The following is a 24,681-nucleotide window of genomic DNA, read 5'->3' as shown; positions in this document are numbered from 1 at the left end:
ATCTATTACTAGCATGTTTATTCTGCACTTACCTACTCAGAGAGGTGTATACCGTGGAACGAGCAAGTATCTTCAAGAGCAATAAGAGCCAAGCCTTGCGGCTTCCCAAGCCTGTAGCCTATCCAGACTCAGTGAAGCAAGTGGATATCGTCATCCAGGGGCGCGCTCGCATAATCACCCCTGCGGGCGAGTCCTGGGACAGTTGGTTTGATGGCGAAGGTGTTTCTGATGACTTCATGGCGAGTCGCGAGCAGCCCGAGCATCAAGAGCGCGAGGCACTTTGATGCTGAAGTACATGCTCGACACCAACATCGCCATCTACACCATTAAGAACAAACCCAGTGAAGTACGGGAGGCATTCAAGGCGCACGATGGCCAACTGTGCATTTCAGCAGTCACCCTGATGGAGTTGATGTATGGAGCAGAGGCATCGGCCGCTGTGGAGCGCAACTTGCGGGATATTGAAGGGTTTGCTGCACGGTTGGACGTATTGCCTTACGACAATGAGGCGGCGGCCCATACCGGGCAGCTAAGGGCAGAGCTCAGGAAAATCGGGCGCCCGATTGGCCCTTATGACGAAATGATTGCTGGTCACGCGAGGTCGCGAGGCTTAGTGGTAGTGACGCACAACATTAAGCAATTTGAAAACGTGCCTGGGATTCGCCTTGCCAATTGGGTAAAAGGCTGAACACCCTGCGAATAATAGAAGCCGCTTGGAGATAATTTATGTTCCTGAATAAAGATACTTTAATTATTTCCGTATGGCTCCTGACGTTATTTGGCTTATTCCTCTATATCACGTTTTTGGGTGGATTTTTCCGGTATGTTGAAAAAGTGCAACAAGACAGTCGTGCGAAAGCCAACCTATTGAAAGCGCTCTTTTGCTTTTCGATGGCGTCCGCTTTGTCGATTATAGCGGTCGTCATTGAGAACGATCCTTTGAATGAAATGATCGTGAAACCTGTCCTCTATGCAAGTGTTTGCGGCTTCTTGTTTTTTGGTTTGATTTCTATTGGGCTGTACATCGCGTTCAAGCGATATGAAAATATTTCACAAAAGGTGTAGGTCAGAAATAATGTACTTCTTGTATTTTAAGAATAGCGAAGGCGTGTATCACATCGGCATCGCCTTTGAAGAGCTCCATGATGCGATTGAGATGGCTGTTAAATATATTTGCGTCGCACCCCAGATCATGATCACCAATTCTTCAGATCAGTCTGTATTTGAGGCAGAGAATGGCGAGATCGTTTTTCCTGAAGAGATCACAATAATTGCGCCTACCACAACGACAGGGGACATATCTTTCTCACATGATGACTACTGCGATTTGATAGAAGAACTTGATCGTTTCCCCGATCTGACGGATGAGTATGTGGAATGTCTTTCGTTGGTAATGGCGGCGGCAGCGAGAGATAATATCAACTTGCGTTATTTAGGGTGGGAGCCCAAGTAAGTTTCACCAAACTACCACCCGTTTTCAGCCGACCATTTGAGTTATGTGGATTGGCTTTGGTTCATCGGATTATTAGCGTACTGACCGACCGCTGCGCTTGTTGAGCGCTTACATTGAGAATCCGCGATAAGGTTTTGGCCCTTCGTCATCTGGTGATGGCTCCTCATTCATAGAAACGGTGGGTTTATTAGCGCTCATGTCATTCGAAAATTCGATGAGATCTGAAACCTTGGAGAAAATTTCTAGGTCCAGACCGACTTCTGGGTCAAACGTCAAATGAACTCCGTAAAAGCTAGCGTTGCCTTCTCCGGCATCACCTGCGATACGGGAGAGCTCATTGATATATACTTCAAATTCCTCGTTGCTTACCCCTACCTCCAGATCTAAAAAGCCATCCAGAAAGTGTTGAATCCACTTTTCTTTACCGCCATCGAAATGCCTATCGAACAATGGGCAGACGGTAGGTAGATATGTGTCAATTCGTAACCTGAGTCTATTTCCATTTGGATCATCAACTCGCCAAGAAATAAAATGCGCATTGAGAGAATTTTCCAGATTTTCATCACTTATACTGTTGCAGAGCTTCTTTCTTAAAGGCTTCCTTGTCTCCGATGATATTTCAGATTTAAATTCTTTAAACTCGATTAGTATGTTTCTGGCATTCACGCCTGCGAAATAGTCCGCATATTTCCTATCCTGACTGCCGTTGAACGCACCATAAGCATATGGAAAATTAGGCCCGTATTTTTCCCCAATCTTGAACCTTAAGTGTTCGACAAATGCTTCCTGTACTTGGGCTTCACCTATTTTTGTTCTCGGCTCCATTATTTTCCTCAGATTTATCTACGGGTTTGATTAAAGTACATACTGGCATCGTAGAATTATGATGTCACGAAATCGCTGTACGTTTCACTTGTTACCTTTCCAACTGGTTTGCTGATGAGCTGAAGCATAACAAGCCCCACGCTTCTAATGAAATTCCCGCTTTTTCAACAACAATGCTGGCAGTCTCTCTGAGAGATCCTGGATGTACCCTGCCACCACATGGATGACGGGACTAGAGGGGTTATCCCAATTCAATTCCACCGTGCCTTTCACCAGCATCAGCTTTGACGTCAGGATGACCTGCCGAAAGGTTTCCTGGGTGCGCGCCCAGATGATGACATTGATACTGCCCGTTTCGTCTTCAAGCGTGGCAAACAAGGTTCCCTTCGCGGTGCCGGGTCGCTGCAGACAAGTCACCAGTCCCGCCACCTGAACAAATTGCCCTTGTCGTAAACCTGCCAGTTCGTTTTGCTTCCGGCAACGATGAAACGGTGGATCAGATCGCAGCAATGCCATCGGATGCGCTCGTAGCGTAAGCCTCACGGACGCGTAATCATCGAGTACATCTTTCTCCAGTGTCGGTGCCGGCAAAAGCAATTCATCATTCCAGCTGTTGTCCGCCTCACTGAGTAGATCATGGCTAGGCAGGGTCGCGGCCGCGCTCCACTGCGCCTGGTGGCGATTGCCGGCTAGCGATCGCAATACGTCGGCCGAGGCCAGGCATTCGAGGTCAGAAGCCGTAAGGGATGACCGCTTGGCCAGCTCGGCCAGCGAGTGAAAGGGCTGAGCACCTCGGCAGCGTTCAATGCTGCGCGCTTTATCTCCCCGTAAATGATTCACTTGTCGAAAGCCGAGTCGAATCCCCCATCTTCCATGTCCATCACGTTCCAGTACATTATCAAAGACACTCGTGTTGATATCGACTGGCAGCACTTTAATTCCGTGTCGACGCGCATCCTGTACCAGTTGTGACGGCGAATAAAACCCCATGGGCTGAGAGTTCAAAATGGCACAGTAGAATGCGGCGGGGTGATGTCGTTTGACCCACGCGGCGGCATAGCAAATGAGTGCAAAAGATGCGGAGTGGCTTTCCGGAAATCCGTATCCGCCAAAACCCTTAATTTGCTCGAACATCCGTTCGGCAAAATCCCGGCTGTAGCCATTGCTGAGAAAGCCGTTCACTAATTTATCTTCAAACAACAACAGCTTGCTATTTTTACCCCAATTGGTGATCGCACGTCGCAGTTCATCCGCTTCACCACCGGTGAAGCCAGCAGCTACCATGGATAGACGCATGACCTGTTCCTGGAAAATAGGCACACCGAGGGTCGGTTGTAACACGTCTTTGATGGCATCACTGGCATAGGTAATTGGCTCAAGCCCATTTCGACGGCGAAGGTAGGGATGAACCATATCTCCCTGAATCGGCCCAGGCCTGACGATCGCAATTTGCACCACCAAATCGTAAAAGCACCGCGGTTGCAATCTGGGCAACATCGACATCTGCGCACGCGATTCAATCTGAAAAATCCCCACTGTATCGGCTGCACACAGCATGTCATAGGTATCCGGGTCTTCCCTGGGAATATCCGCGATTGATTGAATGGATGAATCGTATTGATGAATGTATTCCAGGGATTTGCGCAGTGCAGTCAGGGCACCCAGGGCAAGTACATCTACCTTGAGTAAACGCATCGACTCTAAGTCTGTTTTATCCCATTGGATGACAGTGCGATCCGGCATGCTCGCATTTTCCAGCGGGACCAAATCGCTGATCCGGCTTTGGGAAATCACAAACCCACCCGTGTGTTGCGATAAGTGTCGGGGAAATCCAATCAGCTGCTCGACCAATGTCAGAAACCAAAAAATTCGCCGGTTATCTGATTTCAATCCTGCTGCCTCCAACCGCTCCGGAATCGTGTTGGCACTATCCCACCAGGCCATGGATTGTGTTAACCGATCAATCAACGATGGCTCTAATCCCATGGCTTTGCCGACATCGCGAATGGCGCTTTTGGAGCGATAGGTGATTACGGTTGCTGCAATGGCAGCACGCTCCCGGCCGTATTTTTCGTAGATATACTGGATCACTTCTTCACGGCGCTCGTGTTCAAAATCCACGTCAATATCCGGCGGCTCGTCGCGCTCCTGGGAAATAAAACGCTCAAAGAGGACATTGATTTGGCCTGGCCGGATCTCGGTGATAAACAGGCAATAGCACACCACGGAATTTGCTGCAGATCCTCGCCCCTGGCAAAGAATATTTTTCTCGCGTGCGTAGCGAACAATGTCGTGAACGGTCAGGAAATAAAATTCGTAAGCCAGTTCTTCGATGAGCTCCAGTTCTTTATTAATCAGGCTCTCTGTGTCGGTTGGCACGCCCTCTGGCCAACGAATGTGTTTGCCGGCATCGACCAGCTGGCGAAGGTGCTGGATGGGCGTCAGCCCCTCGGGCACCAGCTCCTGGGGATACTGGTACCGCAATTCGTTCATGGAGAAATGACATCGATCAGCGATTTCACAACTTTCATCCAAAAGCGATTCCGGATACAGCCGTTCAAGCTGCGACAACGATTTCAGATAGGATTCACCGTTGAGCTCCAAACGCGTGCCCATGGATTCTAACGGCGTGTTGTGACGAATGGCGGTGACGAGATCTTGTAAGGGTTTTCGTTCTTTGGCATGCATGAGCGCGCGGCCGCAAGCGACCAGCGGAATGCCCATCGTAATACCAAGTTCAAGCCACCGCTGAAAATCCCGCTGCTCGCCACCAAGCAACTGATGATTCATACCAATCCACACCCGCCCTCGGAAGGCGCGCTGTAATTCTTCAATGACTTCTTCATCCACGGTGTGCTTAACGTCGGCGAGATAAATGACCAGGCATTCCCGCAAGCGAAAACGCAGATCCTCAAAATGTGCCTCATAAGCGCCCTTCGCTGCGCGTCGACGGGCGAGCGTGATGAATCCGGATAATTCGGCATAGGCGTTACGCGACGGCGCAATGATTAATAGCGGCATCCCGTTGGATAACATAAATGTGCTGCCGATGATCAAGTTCATATCGAGGCTTTCGGCAGCCACAAATGCTTTCACCACACCTGCCAATGAACATTCATCGGTGATCGCAATGGCGTCATAGCCCAACTCGTAAGCTCGGTACACATATTCCTCTGGATGCGAGGCGCCGGTGAGGAACGTGAAATTGGTGAGTGTGTGTAAGTGGGCGTAGCGCATCACGCAAATACCCCATGAACAAACCATTGCTTGGTGTGCAGGTCCATGTAGATCCACACACGCAAGTTGTCCTGGCGCCGCGCGAGGAAATAATCACGGACAATGCTCTCCTCCCACCAATCACCGACAATTCTCTCCGGGGCTGTGAGGAGACTGAGGTAACCCCGCCAATATAATCGGTCGCCCCGATGCTCAATAGGTGCCGGCGTCGAGAACAACCAGGTAGGTCGTAAGCCTTGTTCCTGCGTCGCGGATAACGCCTGAAACGATTTCTCTGCCGTACCGATCAGTCGATTGGTGTGTTCAGGTAAGCGTGCATCCTGGTAACTGATTTTGTAGACGGCAGATTCCCCCAAACGAGCCTTAAGTTTTGCAAGCGCATGCGCGCAGTCTTGGGACGCGGCTCGCTGGCGCTTACCCGGTGTAAAATGTAATGTTTGTGCGTGACCTTGTGCGCTGTTGGTTTCATCGCATATCAGACGCAGCGTATCGACTTCAAAAGGTAACTCACGACCTTCCAGATGCGTCAACGTCAGGTCGTAGAGCAATGGCCACTGCATTTGCGGTATATCACTGGATACGGTAATGGCTTCGACACGTCGTGTGATGTCCAATAGTTGCCATTCAATTTGCTGGCACTCCAGCTGCCGACTTCGCAAAAATGTCGCCAGCTGTTGCAGCAATAATTCCATGGGCAAGTGCAGCTGGCCAGCTGAGCTGACCGGGTATTCGAACTGCACTTCCTCGGTGAAAATTTCGGCTGGCGTGAAGGTCACGACTGGCTTCGCAAATAGTTGGCCTTGACCAGCGCCCTGGTCCCCTCCATATACATCCTGGATATATTCCGTGAATGCGATACCGAAACGACGGGTAAAGCTTTCAAACGACCTTCCGGCTTGCCTGGCAATATCGCCCAGTACGCAAAAGCCACTTTTCACGAGCCGCTCCACCACGGCTGGATCAGACTCCAGGTCAGTGATGGGTAATGCATTGAGGCGATCAATGTACAACTGCGGTGATACCAATAACTCATCATCGCGTAACGGATACCCATGATGGGACAAGAGCCAGGCGGCCTCCGTAGTGTGCCCTAAGGCCAGATCCACCTGGCCGTAAGGCAAGGCATCCAGGAAGGCCTGGATCAGTTGCATAAACGAAGGGAGCCCTCCGAATAGCTGTAGGCACGTGGAGATCTCCAGTACCAGACCGGGCTCGCCACGATCTGAATAGCGTTCAATGTGGGGTGTAAATTGATACAACTGCTCACAAAGATCCTCTATTGCCGTTTGCTCCAAGGCGAAGTTTCTCGCAACAGTCCGCGCACCCAAGATTTGGGTTGTCGTGACATCCATACCGGGCTGTACGCCAACAGCGGCTGCAGCAGAATTTGTAAATTTCACCCGCTGCCCGTCAATCACGGCCGTCGGTAATTCGGGGTCTGCAATCTCCAATACAGTCAGTGGCAGCCTTCTAAAACGCAACGCCAGCCACAGGCGGGTCTTCCCCGCATTCACGACTGTCCCCGGATGGGCGTCACGGTTGCCAACCGGCGCGGCGCCAATCGTCCAGTACCGCGCTGTGAATGGCCCTCATCCAGCAGGTGATAGGCCGTCGCTTCCTGCCACTCCACCGGCAACTCGACCGTTACCGGTCGAACATTTTTCAACTGGCCTTTCTGCTTGAATACGGTCACCTCCAGGCCAGATGGAACGAGGTGGTTGTGCAGACGAAGGCTCGCAGGAGAATTTAATTGCTGATGGGCACCCGGGCGAAAGGCGACGTATAAACCACAGCCCTCGGATGCCGCGAGCAGGCATTTGCGCCACTGGGTGTACGTCAGCGTTTCCTTGGGCTGCCAGGCCAGTACGGCATCGCACGCGTCCGCACGGGACAGCTCTACAAATGACTTGAGGAATGTAGAGGCGTCAGTGGCTTCCACAACGACCACGCGATCAAGATCAATGCCTGCCTGGAGAAATGCCTGGGCAAACGGCGTCGCCGGTGGGCTGAGCAAAACGATCAACCCCGTTCCCTCACGTAAAGCGGGGAGTAATAGCTGACACTCAGCCTGCCAGCCGTCCTGGCAGAATTCGATCAATGTGCCTGTCGGCCAGCCCCGGCCGAGCAAAACAGCGTTTAACAGGTCAAAGCCAGTACCTACTACACTACGGAGTGCAGCGAAGCGCTGGGAGTCGCCACGCCACAAATCCTCCCGGCGCAATAACTGCTCCAGGGTGGTGGGCGGAGGAACATCAGGGGTTATCGACGTCATACATCAACTGGCTTTACTGTATTTATATACAGTATAGTGCAGCTGACTGTGAGACGGTCAATACGATTGCTTAGAACATTTTGTCAGGAGAACGACAATGTGCGGTTACGTGAGACGTCATATAGGGTCCCAATCACTTAAGGAATTTATGGAATTACTGGGACCTACGGACTATAACCCACGCCCTGGCGAAGCGACGGGGGAGCTGCAGCACTTTTACCCCGCGTTCGGCCGTGATCCCGGGCGTACGATCAAGGACCTGGTCATCCAGGAGGGAGGCATGATCAAAGGGGTGGAGGCAATCTGGTGGTTTGATTGCACATTTAAAAATGGGCAATTGGAAGTGGGCCATCTAACCTCATTCAACGCTCGCCACCTGAGCCTCCCGCTCTGGCGTGAGGCGATCCGGTACCGTCGTGGCTTTGTCGTCGCATCCGGACTCGGAGAATCCCGGGAAATAGGTAAACGAAAGCATCAATATCTTGTGACCAGTAACCGCCCCCTCATCATAGGAGCGATCTATAACGCCTTTCCTGAGGGACTGTACAGCTGCGCGATTATTACACGCGATCCACATCCACGGTTTACCGAGTTTCACGAAGACGCTTTCCCACTCCTCCTACCGAATAATATGGAATTCCTGAAATTATGGCTCAGTGACGCGGATGAGGAGCACCCCGATATTGCACGAGTACTGAATGCGCCGAAGATATACGCAGACCTGCAGGTGGTCGAAGTTAAATCCTTTAAGTCCGGCGTTCCGGTGGGCCCGGTCCAACGAGTAGCTGCCGACTGACCTCTAAGTGTGGCCGTCGAGGCTTCCTATAGAACCTTGACCGGTTGTAACCGTAGCATGTTTATTATTTGATTAACCTTAACAGCCGACGTTTTAAAAGTCGCAATTCGGCCAAAAGCGGAAAATGAAGCAAAAGGATAAATAGCGGGCTTAGCCCGTTCCAGTGAGCGAAGGGAACAACTGGTACAAATTGTTATAGCTACAACAATCTCAAAGAGCATTCACTCTCTTCGATTTTGCATTGAATCGAGTGTTTTCTCAGTAGCTCTTCAATGCCCAATCTGGCGAGTTCCATATTTGCAGTTGGTCCTATAATTATTTCCTCTATCCACGCAGGCTCAATTGGGTACTCAAAATACGGAAAACAGACTCCGGATTTTGATCGAAATTGTACTGCATGCTCTCTCTTCCGGTCGGACTGTGTTACTAGCCTTATTTCTCTTTCGTCGTAAAATTCTTTTCTCTTTATTGCGCAGCAATGAAATAAGGCATTATTCATTATCTCAATTGCTGTTTTTGCTGCGCTAAAGCCATTATTTTTTAGACTTTTTATGATTGATTCTATGTCTAATATTTGCCGAATTTTTTCTCCTTGATAGTCGACTTCTTCAAGTCGACAGACAACTTTGTTTTTTCGCTCTTTTTTACCTGAAATTAAGATTTTTTCTTTGTTGAAAGAAATTGCGTAACCTCCATTTGGAGGGCAGTAGGACATCCATTGCCTAAGATTGTCCCTGGATTTGCTAAATGAGGTTATATATATACATCTTCTTGCTAGATTTTTTTTTAATATATTGGGAAAGAGCTCATATATTTTTTTTGCTGAATTGTATACGTGATCGCTGCTTTGTTGACAGGTGTCAGCCATTTCCTTGCTGAGTTTAATTGTAGACTCAATACCTGCATAGAATTCCATATGGTCATTGAGGAATCTAATGTCGGTTGCCCATAGAGTTTTGTTTCTTATTATTCCGATTAATCCATTTGCATCTGTGTAGTGGTAGATTGTCACTGTTCGGCCCTGATTTATAACGTTCGCCATAACCGGCAACATAAAGCGGCACAACAAAGGAGCGGCGCTTTTAGTTGTCTGCGGTGATGATGTTACCACTCATGCCTCTAAAGCAGGCTAACTAGCGACGCAACTAGCCCTGCAATTGATGCCACTGAGCCTAGGTTTGTTAGGTAGCTACTTACGGCACTTTGGTTCGGCTTGTTTTTCTTAAGTTCTCTTCCGAGGTTCTCTGCATCAATGATGTAGTCGTCACGCTCTGTCACCGGGATTGTGTTGTCTGACGATAGATGATCAATGATCATTCCGATGATTGCCTCCGGATTGGCGCCAGTTGATATGCTTTGCGTGCCGCCTGTCGACCGGACGTTTACTGCGCTTCCCGTTATGGGGCCGTGAAAATGGGTGCTTTGGTCTACGGTTACGACTCCGCCTGGGGAGGCATGATCTGCCAAGCCGTTGCCTGACTCAAGGAATAGAGCTCCCTCCTCAGAAAGGCATAACTGTGGATCTCGAAGCCAAATCACACGCACGAGACCTCTAGTTTCTAGTAGCTTGACGGTATTGCTTAATTTTTCCCTGTCTGTAACTCCTAGATACTCACCGATTTTCTTGGCGCTTGCATAAGAGGAGTATCCGGACTCTTCCGCGAACTGATGCAACACCGACAAAACTTCGTTGGCTAAATTTAGATGCATGGCAATTTTCCTTTGGGTGCTAACACCTCAAGAAGGGACCGCCGGTACGGCAGTTCCGCTTGCTTGAATTTGTTATGTGTTGTATTCGAGTCTATGAGCTTCCTTCTTAGGATCACTCATTTAACTCAGAATCTATATGCTTAACAGTTCAATAGTGCGGCCCCGGCCCGCAAATTAGTTTTCAGAGCGTGCATTTCAGCACTGCAGGCTATTCGGACCACCTTTTGCTAAAGGCCGGAAAAGACATCACCAAAATCACTATCAAAAATGACGCAATCGCGTAACTGTAGAAAAAAATTCCCTGCTGTACCCGTAGGTCTTTCGATTTGGCCGCCATAGCTATCTCTGTAGATTATTGATTGTGAGACTTACTCACATAGTGTGTTTCCTGCGCATGCGATTGTTTTGCTATTTTTTTGAGCCGCCTTTGGATTCATTTATTTGTTGATGGCTCTTTTCAACTTCGGGTATCGCATGGTCCAAGACAAACTGCACCTTTGGGGGAGGCATACGGCGACGCTATATTTATTCGTCGTCCATAACTGAAGTGTAACCCAAACCAATACGGGACACGCTTGCTCCAACCTTCTGTATATAATTCAGCGCATACTCATATCTTAATTTTGAAACAACTCTGGCACTCGTCTCTTCAGTAACCAAGTTTGTGGCTTGAAGTTTGGGTCTAATAAGACCTATATGTCCCTGCTGAATTAAGCCACCACTTTTAGCTAGAAAGGTCCGCCAAGTAACCTTATCACTTGGTGGCGTGGTCGGAAGAACATGCAGTAGACGTAAACCTAATGCGACAATTTCCCCAGGTTCATCCTCAACAAAGCAGTACTCTCCACTGTTAATGTGCCCGGGGGAGAGACACTGAATATCTACTTTATTGAGGCGCAATGCTGTGAAAGGTCTTAGGTCGTCGCTATTGCCGATGAATGCGATCGTATTCTGATTAGGTTGAAGATCACAAGCAGGAGTAGCACATACCCACCACTCACCATTAATATCAAGGATGTGGCCACTATCCAATTGATCATCCACTTTTTTCAGCGGAAGCGTCGAAATATAGCTGTTGTAATGCGCAACAGCGGTTCTCTTTACTTGTGAATCACTGAGATCCACACCGTAAAATGTGGAGAATAAATTTCCAGCAGTCATATCGGCTTTGATTATTTTCTCACCAAAACCAACGATTTCATTTTCGATATGAAATGAAATAGCTTCAGATTGCCGAGCGACGTGCTCCTTTAACTTTGCAACTGTAAGACGCGTCCTTGCGGGCTCAGTTAGATCCTGCGAATAAAGATTACAAATATCGCTGTAGAAGTGCGCGAAAACATGAGATTTTAGCAGCGTTCGATCCTCTGCTTCTACTCCGATGCGATTTAATTCATGGCGATATTTTGCGGAGAGTAGTCGGGAGGGGTTTGGTTGCCAACTCTCTAGAGCTCTCAACAACTCATCAATTAAATCTTTGGATCCTTTTCCTACAAAAGTGACAAACCCTCCGACAGTCCTCAACCACTTACAATCGGTGGCACTCATCCAGGCGAGCCCCTCATGGGGAGCTGAGGAGAATAGAGTAGACCTTTCTTTTTCGAATTCGCGAATAGCCCAACATAAAAATGATCGACGCTCGCCTGGCTTGAGGGCAAGCCGTGTCGCCAAATCGCCCAGCGCGGCCAAGTCTCCTTGGCCTCTCATATATTCGCGAATCAATTCAGCGCGCTTTCCATCGCTTAGCCTATACTGGATATACTCATTGATGCCAAAAAACATGTGTAACTGCTTCCTGTCGAAGTCGCCCTCATCTTCCATTTCCTGAAGTTTCTGATTCAAAATCTCAATTTCTAACTGCAATCTCTCGGAAAATTCGGAGCTACAAGGCATCATGAGTGAAAGTAAACAGTCATACAGAACCTGGTTTAAATCGTGCTCTCCTGTGTGGATGACGACCAAGTTAAAATGCTTACTTCTCAGTACAGTTTGCAGAATAATTCTTGCGAGAGTTCCACCCAAACCGGAACTCTCGCCCTCTAAGTTGTAATCCAAAACGAGAAGGTCAGATTGATGTAGATGATCTGCTATAGCAGTCGGAGTTTCAGATGCTTCCGATGCAATTAGTTTAGGAGGCAGTTCAGCATCATGAATATCGATAACAAATCCGGGATTCCGACCTCTAAACTGCTTGATTACTGAAAGAGGAGCAGCTGGGTTAGTGCGCCACTGTTTGCTGGGTATACCATCGTGCATGCCATTGCTCAGAGCGTGCTCATCGACTACACCATTAAGAATTTCTTCCCAAGTTGGATACTGATCATCAATAATCAACACAGATCGCAGAGGATCAATGAACGCTTCACGCACCAGATCAGAAAATGTTAACCCTTCAGACAAAATGTGCTCCTTTGAAATCAATGACGAAATTTGCGCCTGATAAACGTTGAAACTTCCTGCTATTTGAATATTCGATCAGATGACCGCCAGCCATGAGGTTAACCCGACATAGATACAAGCCTATTCCTCGCCCACCACTTACCTTCCGTGTAAAGAACATTTTGAACAAGCTTTCTTGATCTAGAGGATCAATGCCCGGCCCATTGTCCGAGATAACAACTTTCTCATCGATAACTGAAAGCTCGATTGTAGGCTGCGGAGTGCGCGATGTTGCGAGCCAGTAAACACTGTTATTAACAAGATTTACGAATACTGGTATCAGCCGTGACGGCTGCTCTGTAATGCTAAACCGTAAAAAATCCTCAGATGCTTCAATGGTAATATTTCGGGACTTGATTACTGACTCAAAGAAGCTTCTCAAATAACTAGCTATTTCTTCACCTGTGATAGTTCTTCTAGTACGACTACCCGAGATCTTAAGAGGTGATAGAAATTCGAGTTGCTGACTGAGCGCCTCAAAGCCTGTTTCGATCATTCTCGCACCCGGAATGCTCCCCAAGGTTTTGATCTGCATTAATCCATCTCGAATCATTCTTTCATTAGTGTTCAGCTCGTGCCCTAAGATCTCGACAGTTATCCCGAGCTGAGCAAGCTGATTTAGCCGGTTTAGATCATCTTTTAACTCGATATTTTCTATTGTTCCCTGTCGAGCAATCAACTCAATATTGATATTTTCACTCATCAATTCAAGAGCGTCCAGATATGACTGAAATGTGTTTTCGTTCTCGGCCTCAAGCTTCTCGTGTATCGCTCCCATTTCCTCTAGTGCTTCATCCAGACTCAATCGGCCTCTTTTGACCTGCTCTACCAGCGGCATCGCAAGCGCATGAAAAGCTTTGTTTCGCTCGTCAAACAGAGAGCTCACGCGATCATCTTCGGATTGTTGCAGTGCAGTGATTGATTTTCGCCAGAAGTTCAAGCGCGCGTGCATGCGGCTTGCAAGGCTTTTCAGTTGCTTCTCAGCTATCTCTTCAGGGCTAGATGGTTTGATTCGCTCGATTGCTTCACTCCGCATCTCCGACAAGGCCTTCACTGTTGCCTGCAACTCTGAGAAACGAGTTCTAAATTGACGATAATCATCCTCACTCGATCCCAGCTTCGCAGGAGCACCCGTGATCCGAAGCTCACTCAATTTGCTATTAATCTCATTTATCAGAGATTGAGCGTTATCAAGGTCACACGCATCCTTAATTGCTAACCCATCGACGAGAACTTTGGTTTCCTCATGAATTTTAGTGATCTCAGGTAGATTTCTTCTCAATCGACTCCGAAACTTTTCTGCATTCTTTTTGGCGAGTCGTTTTTTCTCGACCTCGGCTCGTTCCTTGAGGTTTCGCTCTTTGATATCCGGCAGTAGCTCTTGCCTAAGGTCTGCTGATTGCCCCAGATATTCATAAGCAACGCGACGTAGAATATGTATAACTAAGGTCCTTAGTGCTTTCGCGCTACGATTATCGATAAACCCCTCTCTACCCGCCTTGTCCCGTAAGTTGGGATTAAGCTCTCGCGAGATAGCAACACGCCCGAACATTCGTCGAGCATTCCAGAATTCCCTACCTGCGGATACGCTCCGACGCGTCTCGATCTCAAAAAAATCATTATCAACACGGCCGTAAGGCAATACTCGGAGACCGTTCCTGTACATTAAAAACCCAGTCAACTCGTCGGGCATTTCCCTAAGTCTTGCGTGGTCATGGTCGTTGTGTGTTGAACTGAGTCTGTCACGCTCGTACGTTGCTACGTATAAAGCGAACGGTCCAACGAAGGTCGTCGGACCACTTGGAGGAATATAATCTTTTGGGGGGGGAATAACGTAATCACTACCTAGGGAGCGCCATTCTCCAAATGCCTTCACTTGGCCCCGGAAAACTCCATTCTCATCTACGTTTCCGCTAAGCACATGCTCCATTTCGTCCGTAACAGATCGGCTCAACATTTCCCGATTGTCGTCAACTATCAATCTGGCATTACTATCTGACCACGTTTTAACTTCGTAGGAAAATTGTGGATAAAATGAATTATATTCGCTGGCCGTCTCATCCACATACGGATCTACAAAAGCCGAGAGCGTAGCTTTGAATGAGTCACGAATCTTTTTAACGTTACCATCCTCGTCAATACTAGGAAGCTGAGCTCTAAGATCATAATTTATATCAGAAATCAGAAGCGCCGTTCCCTGTTCAGACTCCCCCGTCCAAACTCCCCACGACTCCAAATGCCGCGTTTCAAAACGCGCATTGATGATAGTATTAGCAATTGCGTCGGATGGCCTCTCTGGTGTCTGACCGTCTTCCAGCGCAACATGATCATAAGCCTCCCAAGCCGCACGTAAACGTTCTGATCGCTCTGTTTTCTTTTCACTGGCTCGGACGTTATCGGTTAAGCGTTCGAATAAGTTGGGCAGGAGCTTGAAAAGCTGGTCGCGGTCCGTAAATCGAGTGACAGGCACTTCGATATCAGATAATACGAGAAAGGGGTTCTCAAAAATGCGCCAGTCAACAAGGGCTGCAACGAAGTCTTGATGTTTTCGCTTTGAAACCAGCAGAAGCAGTGGCCCCAAATTAGCGCAAGATAATCGACCTATACCTTTTTGACCTTGCTTGGTGCGCTTCGGTAACTCTCCCCTGTCGGCCGGGTTATCCTGGACTTGCTGATATTTCGAATCGGTACCTACAACAAGCCAACGCCCAACAAACTCGTCATAGCTCATGCCATGGCCATCATCGAATATGACCGCTACAGGTTCTGGATCATCAAAAATATGTAAAGCTACTGACTGAGCGTACGCGTCGTAGGCATTTTTCCACAGTTCAGAAATTGCTGTTGGGCAATCAGCTATCTGTTCACGCCCTAAATGATCTAGCGTACGCGCTTGCGTCCGAAATGAAAGACTTTCAATCATATGATCTCCAGTTCCCTATCCAGGTTAGAAGATTCCGCCGTAGATCTCTGCTCCCTCCCAAGCCTATCTATCAAATGCTTTTTTAGGTGACGAATTAACACCAGACCGAGTTGTACAGGAACTGCGTTTCCAATCTGGCGTCCCCCAGCGGTCAGACCTCCTTTGAAAATGAAATCATCAGGAAACGTTTGAATTCTGGCAGCTTGCCTTAAGGTGATCCCATGATGCTGAGTCGGATGAACGAACCGTCCCTTCGATGGATTGATGCATGCTGTCGTCATTGTAGGAGCGGGAAGTCGCGGATCAATTCGACCGTATACATCTTTATGACCATCATGATCCTTATGACAATCTAGAATTCGGCCGGAATCTTTTCTGCTCCCACCGTTAGCCGGAGTCCTTTTGAAGACCTCCACTAATTCAGCACTATGCTTCATATGTATCTTGTTTTCGTCTCCTAGTGGAGACTTACGAAAGACATGCGCACAAGAAACCCAAGGTTTCAGGCCAGTGTCTTTTTTTGTCGGAGGGCAATGAGTCGCTTTAGGTGGCCACTCAAATGAGCGATCATCCAGGTCTCCCTTCAGTCCAAGGATAAATACACGCTTGCGTCGTTGAGGCACTCCAAAATCCCTAGCGTCCAGCACGACAGGTTGGAAAATCTTATAGCCAGCCTTTTCACCCTCGGCATAGAATCTGTCAATATATGGTCTGTGGCGCTCCCAAAGAATTCCGGGCACATTCTCCATCAAGAATATCCGGGGCTGAATCACCTTTACAAAGCTGAAATATGCGAGAATTAGCTCGTTACGAGGATCACCCACTCCGGAGTCTAAAATTCTGTGCCTCGAAAACCCTTGGCAGGGCGGGCCGCCCAGCAGGAGGTCGCAGACCGTTCCGTCCAGGCACTGTTGGCGGATGTGCTCTGGATCGTAACTCAATATGCTCTTTTCAAAGACCTTCGCGTCCTTTCCGCCGGATCGTCGAAGAATATTGTCCTTGTAAGTTTCAACCGCATATACGTCGTTCTCGATTGCAAAACTGATATTGAACCCCGCCGATATCGCAGCTAAAGAAAACCCTCCAGCCCCTGCGAATAGATCTACTGCGACGGGTCGATTCTTATGTTTCATATTCGAAAGTATCACTCTACTCATATCGTTCGTTGACTTCGACTTCAATTCGATCATTAGGCGCGCTTCTTGATTCCTAGCATCCGGAATCTTTGCCCACACGAATCGCGCAAAAGGTAAACCTAAGTCGAGCTACCAGTCAGCCTAGTCAGATAATCTCATTCGACATCCGTGTATGGAGTGGCAGTGCGACACCGTTTCGACCTCAGAGCCCCTCGAGTCCGGTATTTCTGCTGATCCAACACGGGTTTAGCACCGACTGGCAGCGTTAATAGCCAACATTCCGCGGCTCTCAGCTTAAACCCGGCCTACTACCTGTATAGTCTGTCCCCGATTTCCTTGCCACGTAAAGACACAGTTCCCTCGGGATCACCCTTACCAACTTTCCGCACCTTTATTGAAAAAGGGCGCCTGCGGACCTCGGCCGTAATTATCGCAGGGCGCTACTAGTGATAGCTCATCGATGACCTCATGGTCACACCAGTTGAACGCTTTTTGCACAGATAAGGGGGTTCCTTAACTTGTGGGACAATATACAGAGAAATCGCTCCGAGCGCTGCACCCTACCAGGCCAGAATCCCTCTGGCTTCCAACCGTCAGGGCGCCTGCTTAGTCACCAATTGCTCAAGTATTACGGGGCTAATATGTCGCAAATGTTAACCTCTCGTTGCTCGCAGTTTCTCGCTTTCCGATAACCCGCATCAGTTGCTTGCTGCTCTGACCCAAACTTCACGATGTTATTTGTTTTTATGGCGTTATAGCTGGGACACCCCACCGGCAGATGGTACACCCTCGAATTCCGATTACCTCGGATGTTCTCTGACACGGGCTCGGTATCAACCATTGATGCGACTCTCGGCGCTGCAGCAGTTCCACCCTTGTTCAGATGCCACTGCTTCAGCCCCGTCACATAGGGATTGCTTCGCCCCATGGCGCGCGCAATCCGGTCGTTACGCGTAAGCTCCCATTTCGATACCGGGTCTTCATGGTGCCAGGCCAGGAAAAGCTGTTGCTGCTGCCGGCTGAGCTTCAAGCCATAGTGGTCGTACATGTAAAAGTTGATTCGCGCGATATCACCGCGGATCTCTGGGCGAGGTTCAATGGCCCGCTGCTGAAAATCAATCTTTACCGGACACTGACCATGCCGATACGGCGTTGAAGGCAGGACGCCAAAGCGGAAGTTTGACCGGTCACCATTAACTTCACCCACCGCCGGCACCAGGTTATGCATATCCGCTTCCATTGCCTTGAATAAAGAATCATTGGCTGTGCAGTTATCTCGCCCTCCGGTGCGCCAGCAGGGCCGTTGCTGACCGAACGTATGAGCGGCTACCACATGCTCCCATTCAATGCGCTCAGCCCGCACTAATTGCGTTTGCTTTCGAACTTCATACCCACAGGACGGGTGATCCGGCCGGCCCGACGGGCCACCGGTCCAGGTTATCGCGCAGCCACAGTAAAAGGTTTCCGGGACATCGCCGTAGACTGAAGGCATCAGCTGCTTTGCCTGGGAAAAAGTCTTTGGAGCAGCTATAGCAACACTGTCGGGTGCGAGCAAATAGATGAAAAGAATTGCAAGGAGGAGACGTGAGATATACATCGGCAATAGGAAATCCATAAGAAAATAAAACTCTGTTGCGATGCTCGGCGGCTTTGAAATACCAAGGTGCTCCAGAGGAGATACGACGAGCAGCGCGACAGGTATTAGGCACTTCTTCGGTGTTTCTAAAACTTCGCTGTGAGATCAGGCCGCGCTAAATCATGCCAGGTTCATATTCATCATCAGTCAAAAACATAAAGCCTGTTAGCCCGGCGTTCTCCACGGCTTCTTTAATACTGCGGTGGACGATCAGTAGCATGATGTGTTCCTGTAGCCGGAATATTTTGTGCCCACTGAGCTTGTCCTCGTCGAAGCACATTGTTTCGATTTCAATGATGTTACCTTGAGGGCTTAATACAACGTCAGACTCTTCCATATTCAGCCCACTGATTATCCCTACGACGTTAGCCACTTTATAAGGCAGCTTCTGACCCGTGGATTCGTAGGTGACCTCGGCATCCAGGTATTGAACATTATCTACACCCATGCCAATCAATAACTCGATGAATCGTTTTGAAAACATTAGTGTTCTCGATGGGCCGTGTATGTCGCATGGCGGGAATTCACGCGGATCTTTGGCCTTCTCATCGACGGCCAGGAGCATTTCATACTTTTCATTTACGCCGGGTAAAAAGACCCCGTCGTTTACCATGACATCGGGCTGCTTCAACACCTTAACGGTGGGGCCTGCCCAAGGTGGATCGGCGAGCATGATAAAATAGTTCTTGTCAGTCACAATGATTACCTTTTGTCTTTAACGATTATTGAGATGGCTTCTAGATTGATTCACAAATGACCATTGTTATTCTGGATCATCTGCACTTTCGTGTTCAGCGATCTCGTCATCGGGCGTCGAGGCAGAGCCTATGACATCTTCCTTTGATTTCCCTTCCTCATATTCATGATCACCCCACGGCGCATCGGGATCAAGGTAGGAAGTGTTGTAGAGGTGATAAGCCTTCATTTTGTGCTTCGCCAAGCCGCGCCATATGGCACTCTCTTGAAGTTGCATGTAGTAAAGCAAGGTCGCTTTATCGGCGGTTTGTTCGTTATCGCAAAAATCTGCCTTGATCAACTTCCCGACTCGATCCAAATGTTCACGAACTTTATCAAAATACGCATCGGTATGGCCGCCCCGGTGTTTTTGAAGGGGTTTATTGTAGGCCCTTGCACGGGAAAATTGGATCTTACTATACGGTAGAAAAGAACAATTACTTCCCCGGTTAGGGTTGTATCCGGCCTCATTTAACTCCCCTGAAGTTTCATGGTCACTGACGGTCTTCAGCGCAACGCAATGGTGTGCGGCGGCCTTATATCCCCCGGTAATGCTAATGTTGGATTGCCACTCGGTTAAGGGTGGCATATTTGCGCCAGGGTAATAGGACGAGTAATTCTGAATGGAATAAGCGCGACCTTCCTTTTTAAGCATGCCCATGTCTCGCGCGAAGTTATGTTTACTTGCCGCTTTCTTCTTCTGATGATCCTTATGGCAAAAGACACACTTTTCAGTCCCGCCGGGCGGGATGATCGCAACGGATTCTCCAATCTGGGTCATTCTGATTTCCTATTCCTGATTCATTTCCAAGCAACCACCGCGCTCCGATAGGGACCATCGGCGGAGCAGTAAGCCAAGCTGGAGCATGCTTTTGTTTTGCTCATCAGCCCCAGCAGTACGGGACCAAAGGCGGCGCCTATGTCACCAAAGCAATCGGCGGGGTGCTTGATTGGCGTATTAGGAACGAAACGCTGAGAGTTACGCACCATCGCCACGCTGAGCTCTTTGCTAGCTTGGGACTCACCATTCATCGATGAGTAGACAGCATCAATCTGTACGCCGGGCGCATTGGCAAGGGCTTTTCGGAAGGCGGCCGCCAGTCCATCTCCTCGATAGGGTTCTTCTGAATAGCGATGCCCAGGCTCTTGCGCACTGGCTGGACAGGCAATATTCAACAGGGGTGATAGTTGATACTTCTGTACAGCGGTAGGAGAGGCTAATAACAGGAAACCTCCGGCGTCACCGGGGATGAAGCCATCTCCGGAGCCGTAGACTAGCAATCGATCCTCGCTATCCAGGATACTTAGCTGTTGCAAACAATATCTATAAGAATCCACCCCGCCAACCACGGCAAAATCACGACCTGTAGCATCGAGAAATTTGAATGCAAGCTCTATCATCTCAAGGCCACCTGCACGCCCGGTGTACGTTAGTTTGCTATTTGTAAGGTCAATATTGGCTTTCGATTGGATCTGTAGGTGCTTGAGAAAACTCGGGCGCACTCGATTGGAGGTGTTGGGCAGAACTTCAGGACACGCTAGAAAGACAGGTACCGGATCATTGGGTGTAAACCATTGCAAGCACTCCCGTAATGCCCGGGCTGCTATCCTCACCAGATAACAATGGTTCTCGCTGCATTTTTCAATAGCTGGATCGAGACTGCTATCAAGGGGATCTAGAGCCCCCTCGGGAATACTGGCGAACCGGATTGGCTTGTTACGTTTATTAAAATAATTTGACTCACCTTGGCTGCTAATACCAGCATTCACTGCGGCAGCGCTCATGGCGGTATTTGCGCCGATCGCCGTGATCATTCCCGTAGAGATAAGCGCCAGCACTGGTGCTTTGATTTCCATGCTTAATATCCTTAGAAGCAGCAGTAAGGTGAAAAGTGTAGCCGGTCATCTAGCCAAAATAAAGGGTTGACTCACAGCATCGACGTACGATCATGCGGAACGAGGGATAGAAATTTAAACTGCAGGGCGGGTGACTCTCAAAATAACTATAGCCGAATAAACGTTTGTAATCGCGTGTAATTCCGGCCCGCAGCCACTCCATGGTAAGAGTTTCGCTCTGTATTTATGGCTACTGCAACTAATTCAAAATTTAAAGCAAAGGCTTAACCCACTTTAATATTCGAATAACGGGAAAAATGAGGTCGCTTTATGGACGACATTGACTTAAAAGTTATCGCAGCTGTAGCAGGAATGTTAATTTCAGTTATTGCATTAATTAGAACTTTTGACATCGACAGAAGAGTCTACTGGGAGCCTTATTTCAAGGGGAAGTGGAAGGATATTGAGAAAATATTAACATCCAACAAATTCGCGAACGAGCAGCTACTATCACTAATTGATCGCGTAAAAGATAACAGCCTCTACGCATCCGCAGCCAACGAAGAAAACCTGGCAGGAAATGCACTTACAATTAATCTCACGTATGATAAAAGGATAAAACGCTATATTACGAAGAGCATAAAAATCAGAGAACAGATAAGACAATTAATCGAAACATATCGAGATTTGGATTTTCCAATGCATGACCTTACAGCGATAGTTCGTACGCAGCGATTTTATCTAAACGATAAGACAGATGATGAGAAAGATGAGACTTTTCGTCGAATGAAGAGTCGTGATACTCGCTATTTTAATGTGCTGAAAAAATATAGTCCATCCACCTATAGTTCCCATCCACTATCAAGTTTCTTTGAGTTATGGGAAGAAATAAAAGACAAAGAAATAAGCGAGCAGGATAGCTTTCTGGAAATAGTATACACCACAAGGTGTCAAGAAAAGCCATCGCATGAATTCATCAGAAGCACCATAGCCAATAACAGCAGATACAAAAAAGACCTTTCAAATACGATAAGGAAAATGGATTCGCTAACCAATAATCTAATATCTTTAAATACGAAAATTGATGCAATCATAGATTTTTATCGAACAAAATATTCCCCGGTTGAATAGGCAGCGGAATTTTTAGAATTTAAGAACACACCATTTTCCGTTAAAAAGATCAAGAAGAAGGCGGCCTCTCGGCCGCCTAATATCACTCCTGATAATCTTCCCACTCAACGCCATGTCCCTGGTTAACCAGGTTCGCAAGCCAGGTTTCGAGAAACGTATTCAGATTCTGCTTCAGTGCAGGGTCGACTCTGTTTCCATCATCGTACACTTCCTGGTAGATCGGCGGCATGGCCTGCTGAAAATGGTATGCCTCGGCCGTCTTACTACTTGCGTTGACCAACACCACCATCTCCGGATCTTGACATAAGTCGCCGTTCATCTCGAAATAGTGAGCGATCGATATCGCTTTATTGGGTAATCCATTTACACAGTCAATCATAGGGAGCCGTTCATAGACCAGGTCCATATATCCTTGAGATCTGCTTTTGCCACAGGGTCGCAAGCTGCCTTGTTCGTCGCAAATATTTAATGCGATTAATTGATTGAAATTACGTTGATAAATTGAATTGTTCATACGTGCCTACCTTAGAAAGAAGGAGGCATCACCCAACCGGCGATGCCTCCGGTTGGGAGTGTATTGGTCGTTAAACCGTGGCCGTGCTCGAATAACACGCCATGGATCGGATGGGTGTGTTTTCCTGATATTCGTCTGTGATCGAGAGTTCATATCCGGCAGCTTTCGCCGCTGTGGTAAACACGCCGCAATCGCAGTCTTCTTCGAGATAGGCGAAGTCTCCGTCCATGTAGCTACACGGGCTGATATCGCCCTGAACGTTTAATTCGTCCAACACTTGCAAAGGGACACGCAGCCAGCCGTGCCCAGGGTCGTGAAAAAATACTAATGAAAGGAATTTCATAGAGACTCCAGATCGTAAAACCCTGGAGTGCAATCACCCTGAAAGGTGAATACACCCTTCAGGGATCATTTAAAATTAAAAAGTGGTTAACCCTTCAGTTCACGCAATCCTTCTGCCAGTACCCACAGCGCCCGATTCAAACGAACATTCTGATCGATGCCTTGTACCGGCCGGGTCCGCTGGCGCCGACCACTTGCTGCATAACCTGAAAGCCCGCCGCGGATAAGATTTTCCTGCGCGCGATTAAACACTGTCCACAAATCAGAGCGACGATCTTCGGTCCGGCGCGGACGAATTACCTGTTGTTCAGTAATCGGTGCCGGCTTTTCTGGATCATCGTACTTCAGTGTCAACGCGGCGCGAGCAAAGACTTCGGCTTCGCCGTTGTCGAGCGTCACTGCGCGCATTGCTTCACGCGATTCGTGTACACGTTCAAAGCTGTTCAACACTTCGTACGCGCCCTCGATGACTTGCCCAGTGACGTCACCCTTGTGAGGCACACGCACATCCAGCAACTTGTCACCACACACCAACCCGTTCTGACAGACAAACCGAAACATACCCGCCAGCATCTGGTAACTGCTGGTACCGTCGTGCGAATTCAACATGATGATCTCATTCGCCTCGCTGCCATCAATTTGATTAGCATGGCGAAGCCGAATCATATGCTTGGTGAACTCGCGTCGATCCGAGTTCTTGACTCGCGTCTGGCACACCATAAAGGGTTGAAAACCTTCCTTCCGGAGTTCTGCCAGGACCGTTCCAGTTGGAATGTAGGTATACCGCTCGGATCGGCTGTCGTGCGGCGCTTCAGCAAAAATCGACGGAGCGACCAAACGAATTTGATCGTCGGACAGAGGGTGATTAGCTCTCAACATGGGTGAACCCGCTGAGAAGCGAGAAGATAATCTCATGATAGACTCCTTACAGAATAACCCTCCCATAAGGACGCTCGCACCCGGGGGTACTGAACATCCCCATGGGCGGCGTAATAGGCCTTACGGCCCAAGTTTAATTGACGTACAACTAATTACGTGCGAGCACGAGACAGACGAAACCAATTGCGCATATTCCCCAGGTTCTCACCGAAGGAGGTGCACCACTGCCGGCAGCGAGCTTTAAGCGAGGTATCGGGCAGCAACACCCAATCCAGCACGTTGATCCCGGCAACGGTTAGCGCCGTCTCCAACGAATGTATGTGTTGCTGGACACTGTCAAACAGCACCTCATCCGTCATCTCGTCGTCAACGCGTTTCACAACGAATACAACACTTGGTACGTTCAACTCGACAGCTTGTTTCAGGATCTGCCGTGAGTAGGTAACGACATCGCGTGAGGTTTCGTTCACGAACGCATCCATGTAGGAAACCTCGTTTTCACAGTCTACGTAGAGACAATAGATCATGTCGCTGTCCGAGGGCTGCGCACGCGCACGCACGTAATCAATGGCTTTACCAGGTCCGTCAATGACATTGCTTGAAGAACGTTTGATATGTTTAGAGTACGACATAGAACACTCCAGGTAATCCAGGAGCATACCCGGGCCCAGGGCCATGGATATGCCCTGGAAGGGTTAATGATCGACAAGCGATCGGAGACAGAGAAGTTGCCCTCTCAGTTAAACGCCAGGCGTCTCAACGACGCTGCGGTAATTACAGGCGCACGTACCGCGTTCAAGGTGCAACTAAAGGTAGT

23 protein-coding genes are annotated in these 24,681 nt (G+C 48.5%); 6 read left to right on the top strand and 17 right to left on the bottom strand.

The genetic code is table 11. The annotated features are described in order from the left end of the window. Positions 1-53 precede the first annotated feature (53 nt). Genes vapB through ACSV5M_RS20300 form a run of 4 tightly spaced genes read left to right on the top strand, consistent with a single transcriptional unit; the run spans position 54 to position 1,453 of the window. Entirely contained in the window at positions 54-284 is a 231-nt protein-coding gene (vapB, locus tag ACSV5M_RS20315) for a type II toxin-antitoxin system VapB family antitoxin (RefSeq protein WP_439178556.1), read from the top strand. Beyond that, on the top strand, positions 284-688 hold the full coding sequence (vapC, locus tag ACSV5M_RS20310; protein WP_439178555.1) for a type II toxin-antitoxin system tRNA(fMet)-specific endonuclease VapC: 405 nt from the start codon (positions 284-286) through the stop codon (positions 686-688). The genes vapB and vapC overlap by 1 nt, the downstream gene beginning before the upstream one ends. 38 nt (positions 689-726) lie before the next feature. Next, the gene (locus ACSV5M_RS20305; protein ID WP_439178554.1) at positions 727-1,065 is read left to right on the top strand and encodes a hypothetical protein; all 339 of its coding nucleotides are present in this window, start codon (positions 727-729) and stop codon (positions 1,063-1,065) included. 10 nt (positions 1,066-1,075) lie between these two features. Continuing rightward, positions 1,076-1,453, top strand: a complete 378-nt coding sequence (locus ACSV5M_RS20300) for a hypothetical protein (protein ID WP_439178552.1) — start codon at positions 1,076-1,078, stop codon at positions 1,451-1,453. A 108-nt stretch (positions 1,454-1,561) separates the two neighbouring features. On the opposite strand, the gene ACSV5M_RS20295 is transcribed toward ACSV5M_RS20300, so the two are convergent. The 4 genes from ACSV5M_RS20295 to ACSV5M_RS20280 all read right to left on the bottom strand — a co-directional run bounded on the left by ACSV5M_RS20295 (position 1,562) and on the right by ACSV5M_RS20280 (position 7,787). After that, positions 1,562-2,278, bottom strand: a complete 717-nt coding sequence (locus tag ACSV5M_RS20295) for a hypothetical protein (protein ID WP_439178551.1) — start codon at positions 2,276-2,278, stop codon at positions 1,562-1,564. A 144-nt stretch (positions 2,279-2,422) separates the two neighbouring features. After that, on the bottom strand, positions 2,423-5,515 hold the full coding sequence (locus ACSV5M_RS20290; RefSeq protein WP_439178548.1) for an error-prone DNA polymerase: 3,093 nt from the start codon (positions 5,513-5,515) through the stop codon (positions 2,423-2,425). Further along, positions 5,515-7,029 carry a Y-family DNA polymerase gene (locus tag ACSV5M_RS20285; RefSeq protein ID WP_439178546.1) on the bottom strand — a complete coding sequence of 505 codons (1,515 nt, stop codon included), beginning with the start codon at positions 7,027-7,029 and terminating at the stop codon, positions 5,515-5,517. Before ACSV5M_RS20285 ends, ACSV5M_RS20290 begins: the two co-directional genes overlap by 1 nt. Next, a complete protein-coding gene (locus tag ACSV5M_RS20280; protein WP_439178545.1) occupies positions 7,026-7,787 on the bottom strand; it encodes a translesion DNA synthesis-associated protein ImuA in 762 nt (253 codons plus the stop codon). The genes ACSV5M_RS20285 and ACSV5M_RS20280 overlap by 4 nt, the downstream gene beginning before the upstream one ends. A 97-nt stretch (positions 7,788-7,884) precedes the next feature. On the opposite strand from ACSV5M_RS20280, the gene ACSV5M_RS20275 reads away from it, so the two are divergent. After that, complete coding sequence (locus ACSV5M_RS20275) at positions 7,885-8,583, top strand: SOS response-associated peptidase family protein (protein WP_439178544.1); 699 nt, start codon at positions 7,885-7,887, stop codon at positions 8,581-8,583. A gap of 199 nt (positions 8,584-8,782) precedes the next feature. Here the strand turns inward: ACSV5M_RS20275 and ACSV5M_RS20270 are convergent, their stop codons facing one another. The 9 genes from ACSV5M_RS20270 to ACSV5M_RS20230 all read right to left on the bottom strand — a co-directional run bounded on the left by ACSV5M_RS20270 (position 8,783) and on the right by ACSV5M_RS20230 (position 21,019). After that, entirely contained in the window at positions 8,783-9,595 is an 813-nt protein-coding gene (locus tag ACSV5M_RS20270; RefSeq protein WP_439178542.1) for a DUF2971 domain-containing protein, read from the bottom strand. A gap of 107 nt (positions 9,596-9,702) precedes the next feature. Beyond that, complete coding sequence (locus tag ACSV5M_RS20265; protein WP_439178541.1) at positions 9,703-10,293, bottom strand: hypothetical protein; 591 nt, start codon at positions 10,291-10,293, stop codon at positions 9,703-9,705. Between the two features lie 525 nt (positions 10,294-10,818). Beyond that, the gene (locus ACSV5M_RS20260; RefSeq protein WP_439178540.1) at positions 10,819-12,693 is read right to left on the bottom strand and encodes a response regulator receiver domain; all 1,875 of its coding nucleotides are present in this window, start codon (positions 12,691-12,693) and stop codon (positions 10,819-10,821) included. Beyond that, on the bottom strand, positions 12,686-15,655 hold the full coding sequence (locus ACSV5M_RS20255; RefSeq protein ID WP_439178539.1) for an ATP-binding protein: 2,970 nt from the start codon (positions 15,653-15,655) through the stop codon (positions 12,686-12,688). The genes ACSV5M_RS20260 and ACSV5M_RS20255 overlap by 8 nt, the downstream gene beginning before the upstream one ends. Then, positions 15,652-16,845 (bottom strand): DNA cytosine methyltransferase, encoded by a 1,194-nt coding sequence (locus ACSV5M_RS20250; protein WP_439178538.1) that lies wholly within the window; start codon positions 16,843-16,845, stop codon positions 15,652-15,654. Before ACSV5M_RS20250 ends, ACSV5M_RS20255 begins: the two co-directional genes overlap by 4 nt. A 574-nt stretch (positions 16,846-17,419) precedes the next feature. Further along, entirely contained in the window at positions 17,420-18,388 is a 969-nt protein-coding gene (locus ACSV5M_RS20245; protein WP_439178537.1) for an endonuclease, read from the bottom strand. 154 nt (positions 18,389-18,542) lie between these two features. Continuing rightward, a complete protein-coding gene (locus ACSV5M_RS20240; RefSeq protein WP_439178536.1) occupies positions 18,543-19,124 on the bottom strand; it encodes an imm11 family protein in 582 nt (193 codons plus the stop codon). A gap of 66 nt (positions 19,125-19,190) precedes the next feature. After that, a complete protein-coding gene (locus ACSV5M_RS20235; RefSeq protein WP_439178535.1) occupies positions 19,191-19,943 on the bottom strand; it encodes an AHH domain-containing protein in 753 nt (250 codons plus the stop codon). Positions 19,944-19,963: 20 nt separating this feature from the next. Further along, a complete protein-coding gene (locus tag ACSV5M_RS20230; RefSeq protein WP_439178534.1) occupies positions 19,964-21,019 on the bottom strand; it encodes a hypothetical protein in 1,056 nt (351 codons plus the stop codon). A 309-nt stretch (positions 21,020-21,328) separates the two neighbouring features. On the opposite strand from ACSV5M_RS20230, the gene ACSV5M_RS20225 reads away from it, so the two are divergent. Beyond that, positions 21,329-22,129: a hypothetical protein gene (locus ACSV5M_RS20225; RefSeq protein WP_439178532.1), complete on the top strand. Its 801-nt coding sequence runs from the start codon at positions 21,329-21,331 to the stop codon at positions 22,127-22,129. A gap of 82 nt (positions 22,130-22,211) precedes the next feature. Here ACSV5M_RS20225 and ACSV5M_RS20220 read toward each other — a convergent pair whose 3' ends face one another. The 4 genes from ACSV5M_RS20220 to ACSV5M_RS20205 all read right to left on the bottom strand — a co-directional run bounded on the left by ACSV5M_RS20220 (position 22,212) and on the right by ACSV5M_RS20205 (position 24,496). Continuing rightward, positions 22,212-22,643 carry a DUF6908 domain-containing protein gene (locus ACSV5M_RS20220; RefSeq protein WP_439178531.1) on the bottom strand — a complete coding sequence of 144 codons (432 nt, stop codon included), beginning with the start codon at positions 22,641-22,643 and terminating at the stop codon, positions 22,212-22,214. Between the two features lie 70 nt (positions 22,644-22,713). After that, positions 22,714-22,986: a hypothetical protein gene (locus tag ACSV5M_RS20215; protein WP_439178529.1), complete on the bottom strand. Its 273-nt coding sequence runs from the start codon at positions 22,984-22,986 to the stop codon at positions 22,714-22,716. Positions 22,987-23,072: 86 nt separating this feature from the next. Next, on the bottom strand, positions 23,073-23,900 hold the full coding sequence (locus ACSV5M_RS20210; protein ID WP_439178527.1) for a DUF932 domain-containing protein: 828 nt from the start codon (positions 23,898-23,900) through the stop codon (positions 23,073-23,075). A 116-nt stretch (positions 23,901-24,016) separates the two neighbouring features. Then, on the bottom strand, positions 24,017-24,496 hold the full coding sequence (locus ACSV5M_RS20205; RefSeq protein WP_439178525.1) for a JAB domain-containing protein: 480 nt from the start codon (positions 24,494-24,496) through the stop codon (positions 24,017-24,019). Positions 24,497-24,681: the final 185 nt, after the last annotated feature.

The sequence above is a fragment of the Cellvibrio sp. ARAG 10.3 genome (genome assembly GCF_051846955.1).
GTDB lineage: Bacteria > Pseudomonadota > Gammaproteobacteria > Pseudomonadales > Cellvibrionaceae > Cellvibrio.
The sequence above is the reverse complement of the archived record's forward strand: the minus strand, read 5'-3'. Positions and strand labels throughout refer to the sequence as shown.

What these genes read in the sequence shown, in the direction of transcription:
- vapC (WP_439178555.1), top strand. Translation starts at nt 284, where the DNA reads ATGCTGAAGTACATGCTCGACACCAACATCGCCATCTACACCATTAAG.
- ACSV5M_RS20305 (WP_439178554.1), top strand. Translation starts at nt 727, where the DNA reads ATGTTCCTGAATAAAGATACTTTAATTATTTCCGTATGGCTCCTGACG.
- ACSV5M_RS20300 (WP_439178552.1), top strand. Translation starts at nt 1,076, where the DNA reads ATGTACTTCTTGTATTTTAAGAATAGCGAAGGCGTGTATCACATCGGC.
- ACSV5M_RS20295 (WP_439178551.1), bottom strand. Translation starts at nt 2,278, where the DNA reads ATGGAGCCGAGAACAAAAATAGGTGAAGCCCAAGTACAGGAAGCATTT.
- ACSV5M_RS20290 (WP_439178548.1), bottom strand. Translation starts at nt 5,515, where the DNA reads ATGCGCTACGCCCACTTACACACACTCACCAATTTCACGTTCCTCACC.
- ACSV5M_RS20280 (WP_439178545.1), bottom strand. Translation starts at nt 7,787, where the DNA reads ATGACGTCGATAACCCCTGATGTTCCTCCGCCCACCACCCTGGAGCAG.
- ACSV5M_RS20275 (WP_439178544.1), top strand. Translation starts at nt 7,885, where the DNA reads ATGTGCGGTTACGTGAGACGTCATATAGGGTCCCAATCACTTAAGGAA.
- ACSV5M_RS20265 (WP_439178541.1), bottom strand. Translation starts at nt 10,293, where the DNA reads ATGCATCTAAATTTAGCCAACGAAGTTTTGTCGGTGTTGCATCAGTTC.
- ACSV5M_RS20255 (WP_439178539.1), bottom strand. Translation starts at nt 15,655, where the DNA reads ATGATTGAAAGTCTTTCATTTCGGACGCAAGCGCGTACGCTAGATCAT.
- ACSV5M_RS20250 (WP_439178538.1), bottom strand. Translation starts at nt 16,845, where the DNA reads ATGATCGAATTGAAGTCGAAGTCAACGAACGATATGAGTAGAGTGATA.
- ACSV5M_RS20245 (WP_439178537.1), bottom strand. Translation starts at nt 18,388, where the DNA reads ATGTATATCTCACGTCTCCTCCTTGCAATTCTTTTCATCTATTTGCTC.
- ACSV5M_RS20235 (WP_439178535.1), bottom strand. Translation starts at nt 19,943, where the DNA reads ATGACCCAGATTGGAGAATCCGTTGCGATCATCCCGCCCGGCGGGACT.
- ACSV5M_RS20230 (WP_439178534.1), bottom strand. Translation starts at nt 21,019, where the DNA reads ATGGAAATCAAAGCACCAGTGCTGGCGCTTATCTCTACGGGAATGATC.
- ACSV5M_RS20225 (WP_439178532.1), top strand. Translation starts at nt 21,329, where the DNA reads ATGGACGACATTGACTTAAAAGTTATCGCAGCTGTAGCAGGAATGTTA.
- ACSV5M_RS20220 (WP_439178531.1), bottom strand. Translation starts at nt 22,643, where the DNA reads ATGAACAATTCAATTTATCAACGTAATTTCAATCAATTAATCGCATTA.
- ACSV5M_RS20215 (WP_439178529.1), bottom strand. Translation starts at nt 22,986, where the DNA reads ATGAAATTCCTTTCATTAGTATTTTTTCACGACCCTGGGCACGGCTGG.
- ACSV5M_RS20210 (WP_439178527.1), bottom strand. Translation starts at nt 23,900, where the DNA reads ATGAGATTATCTTCTCGCTTCTCAGCGGGTTCACCCATGTTGAGAGCT.
- ACSV5M_RS20205 (WP_439178525.1), bottom strand. Translation starts at nt 24,496, where the DNA reads ATGTCGTACTCTAAACATATCAAACGTTCTTCAAGCAATGTCATTGAC.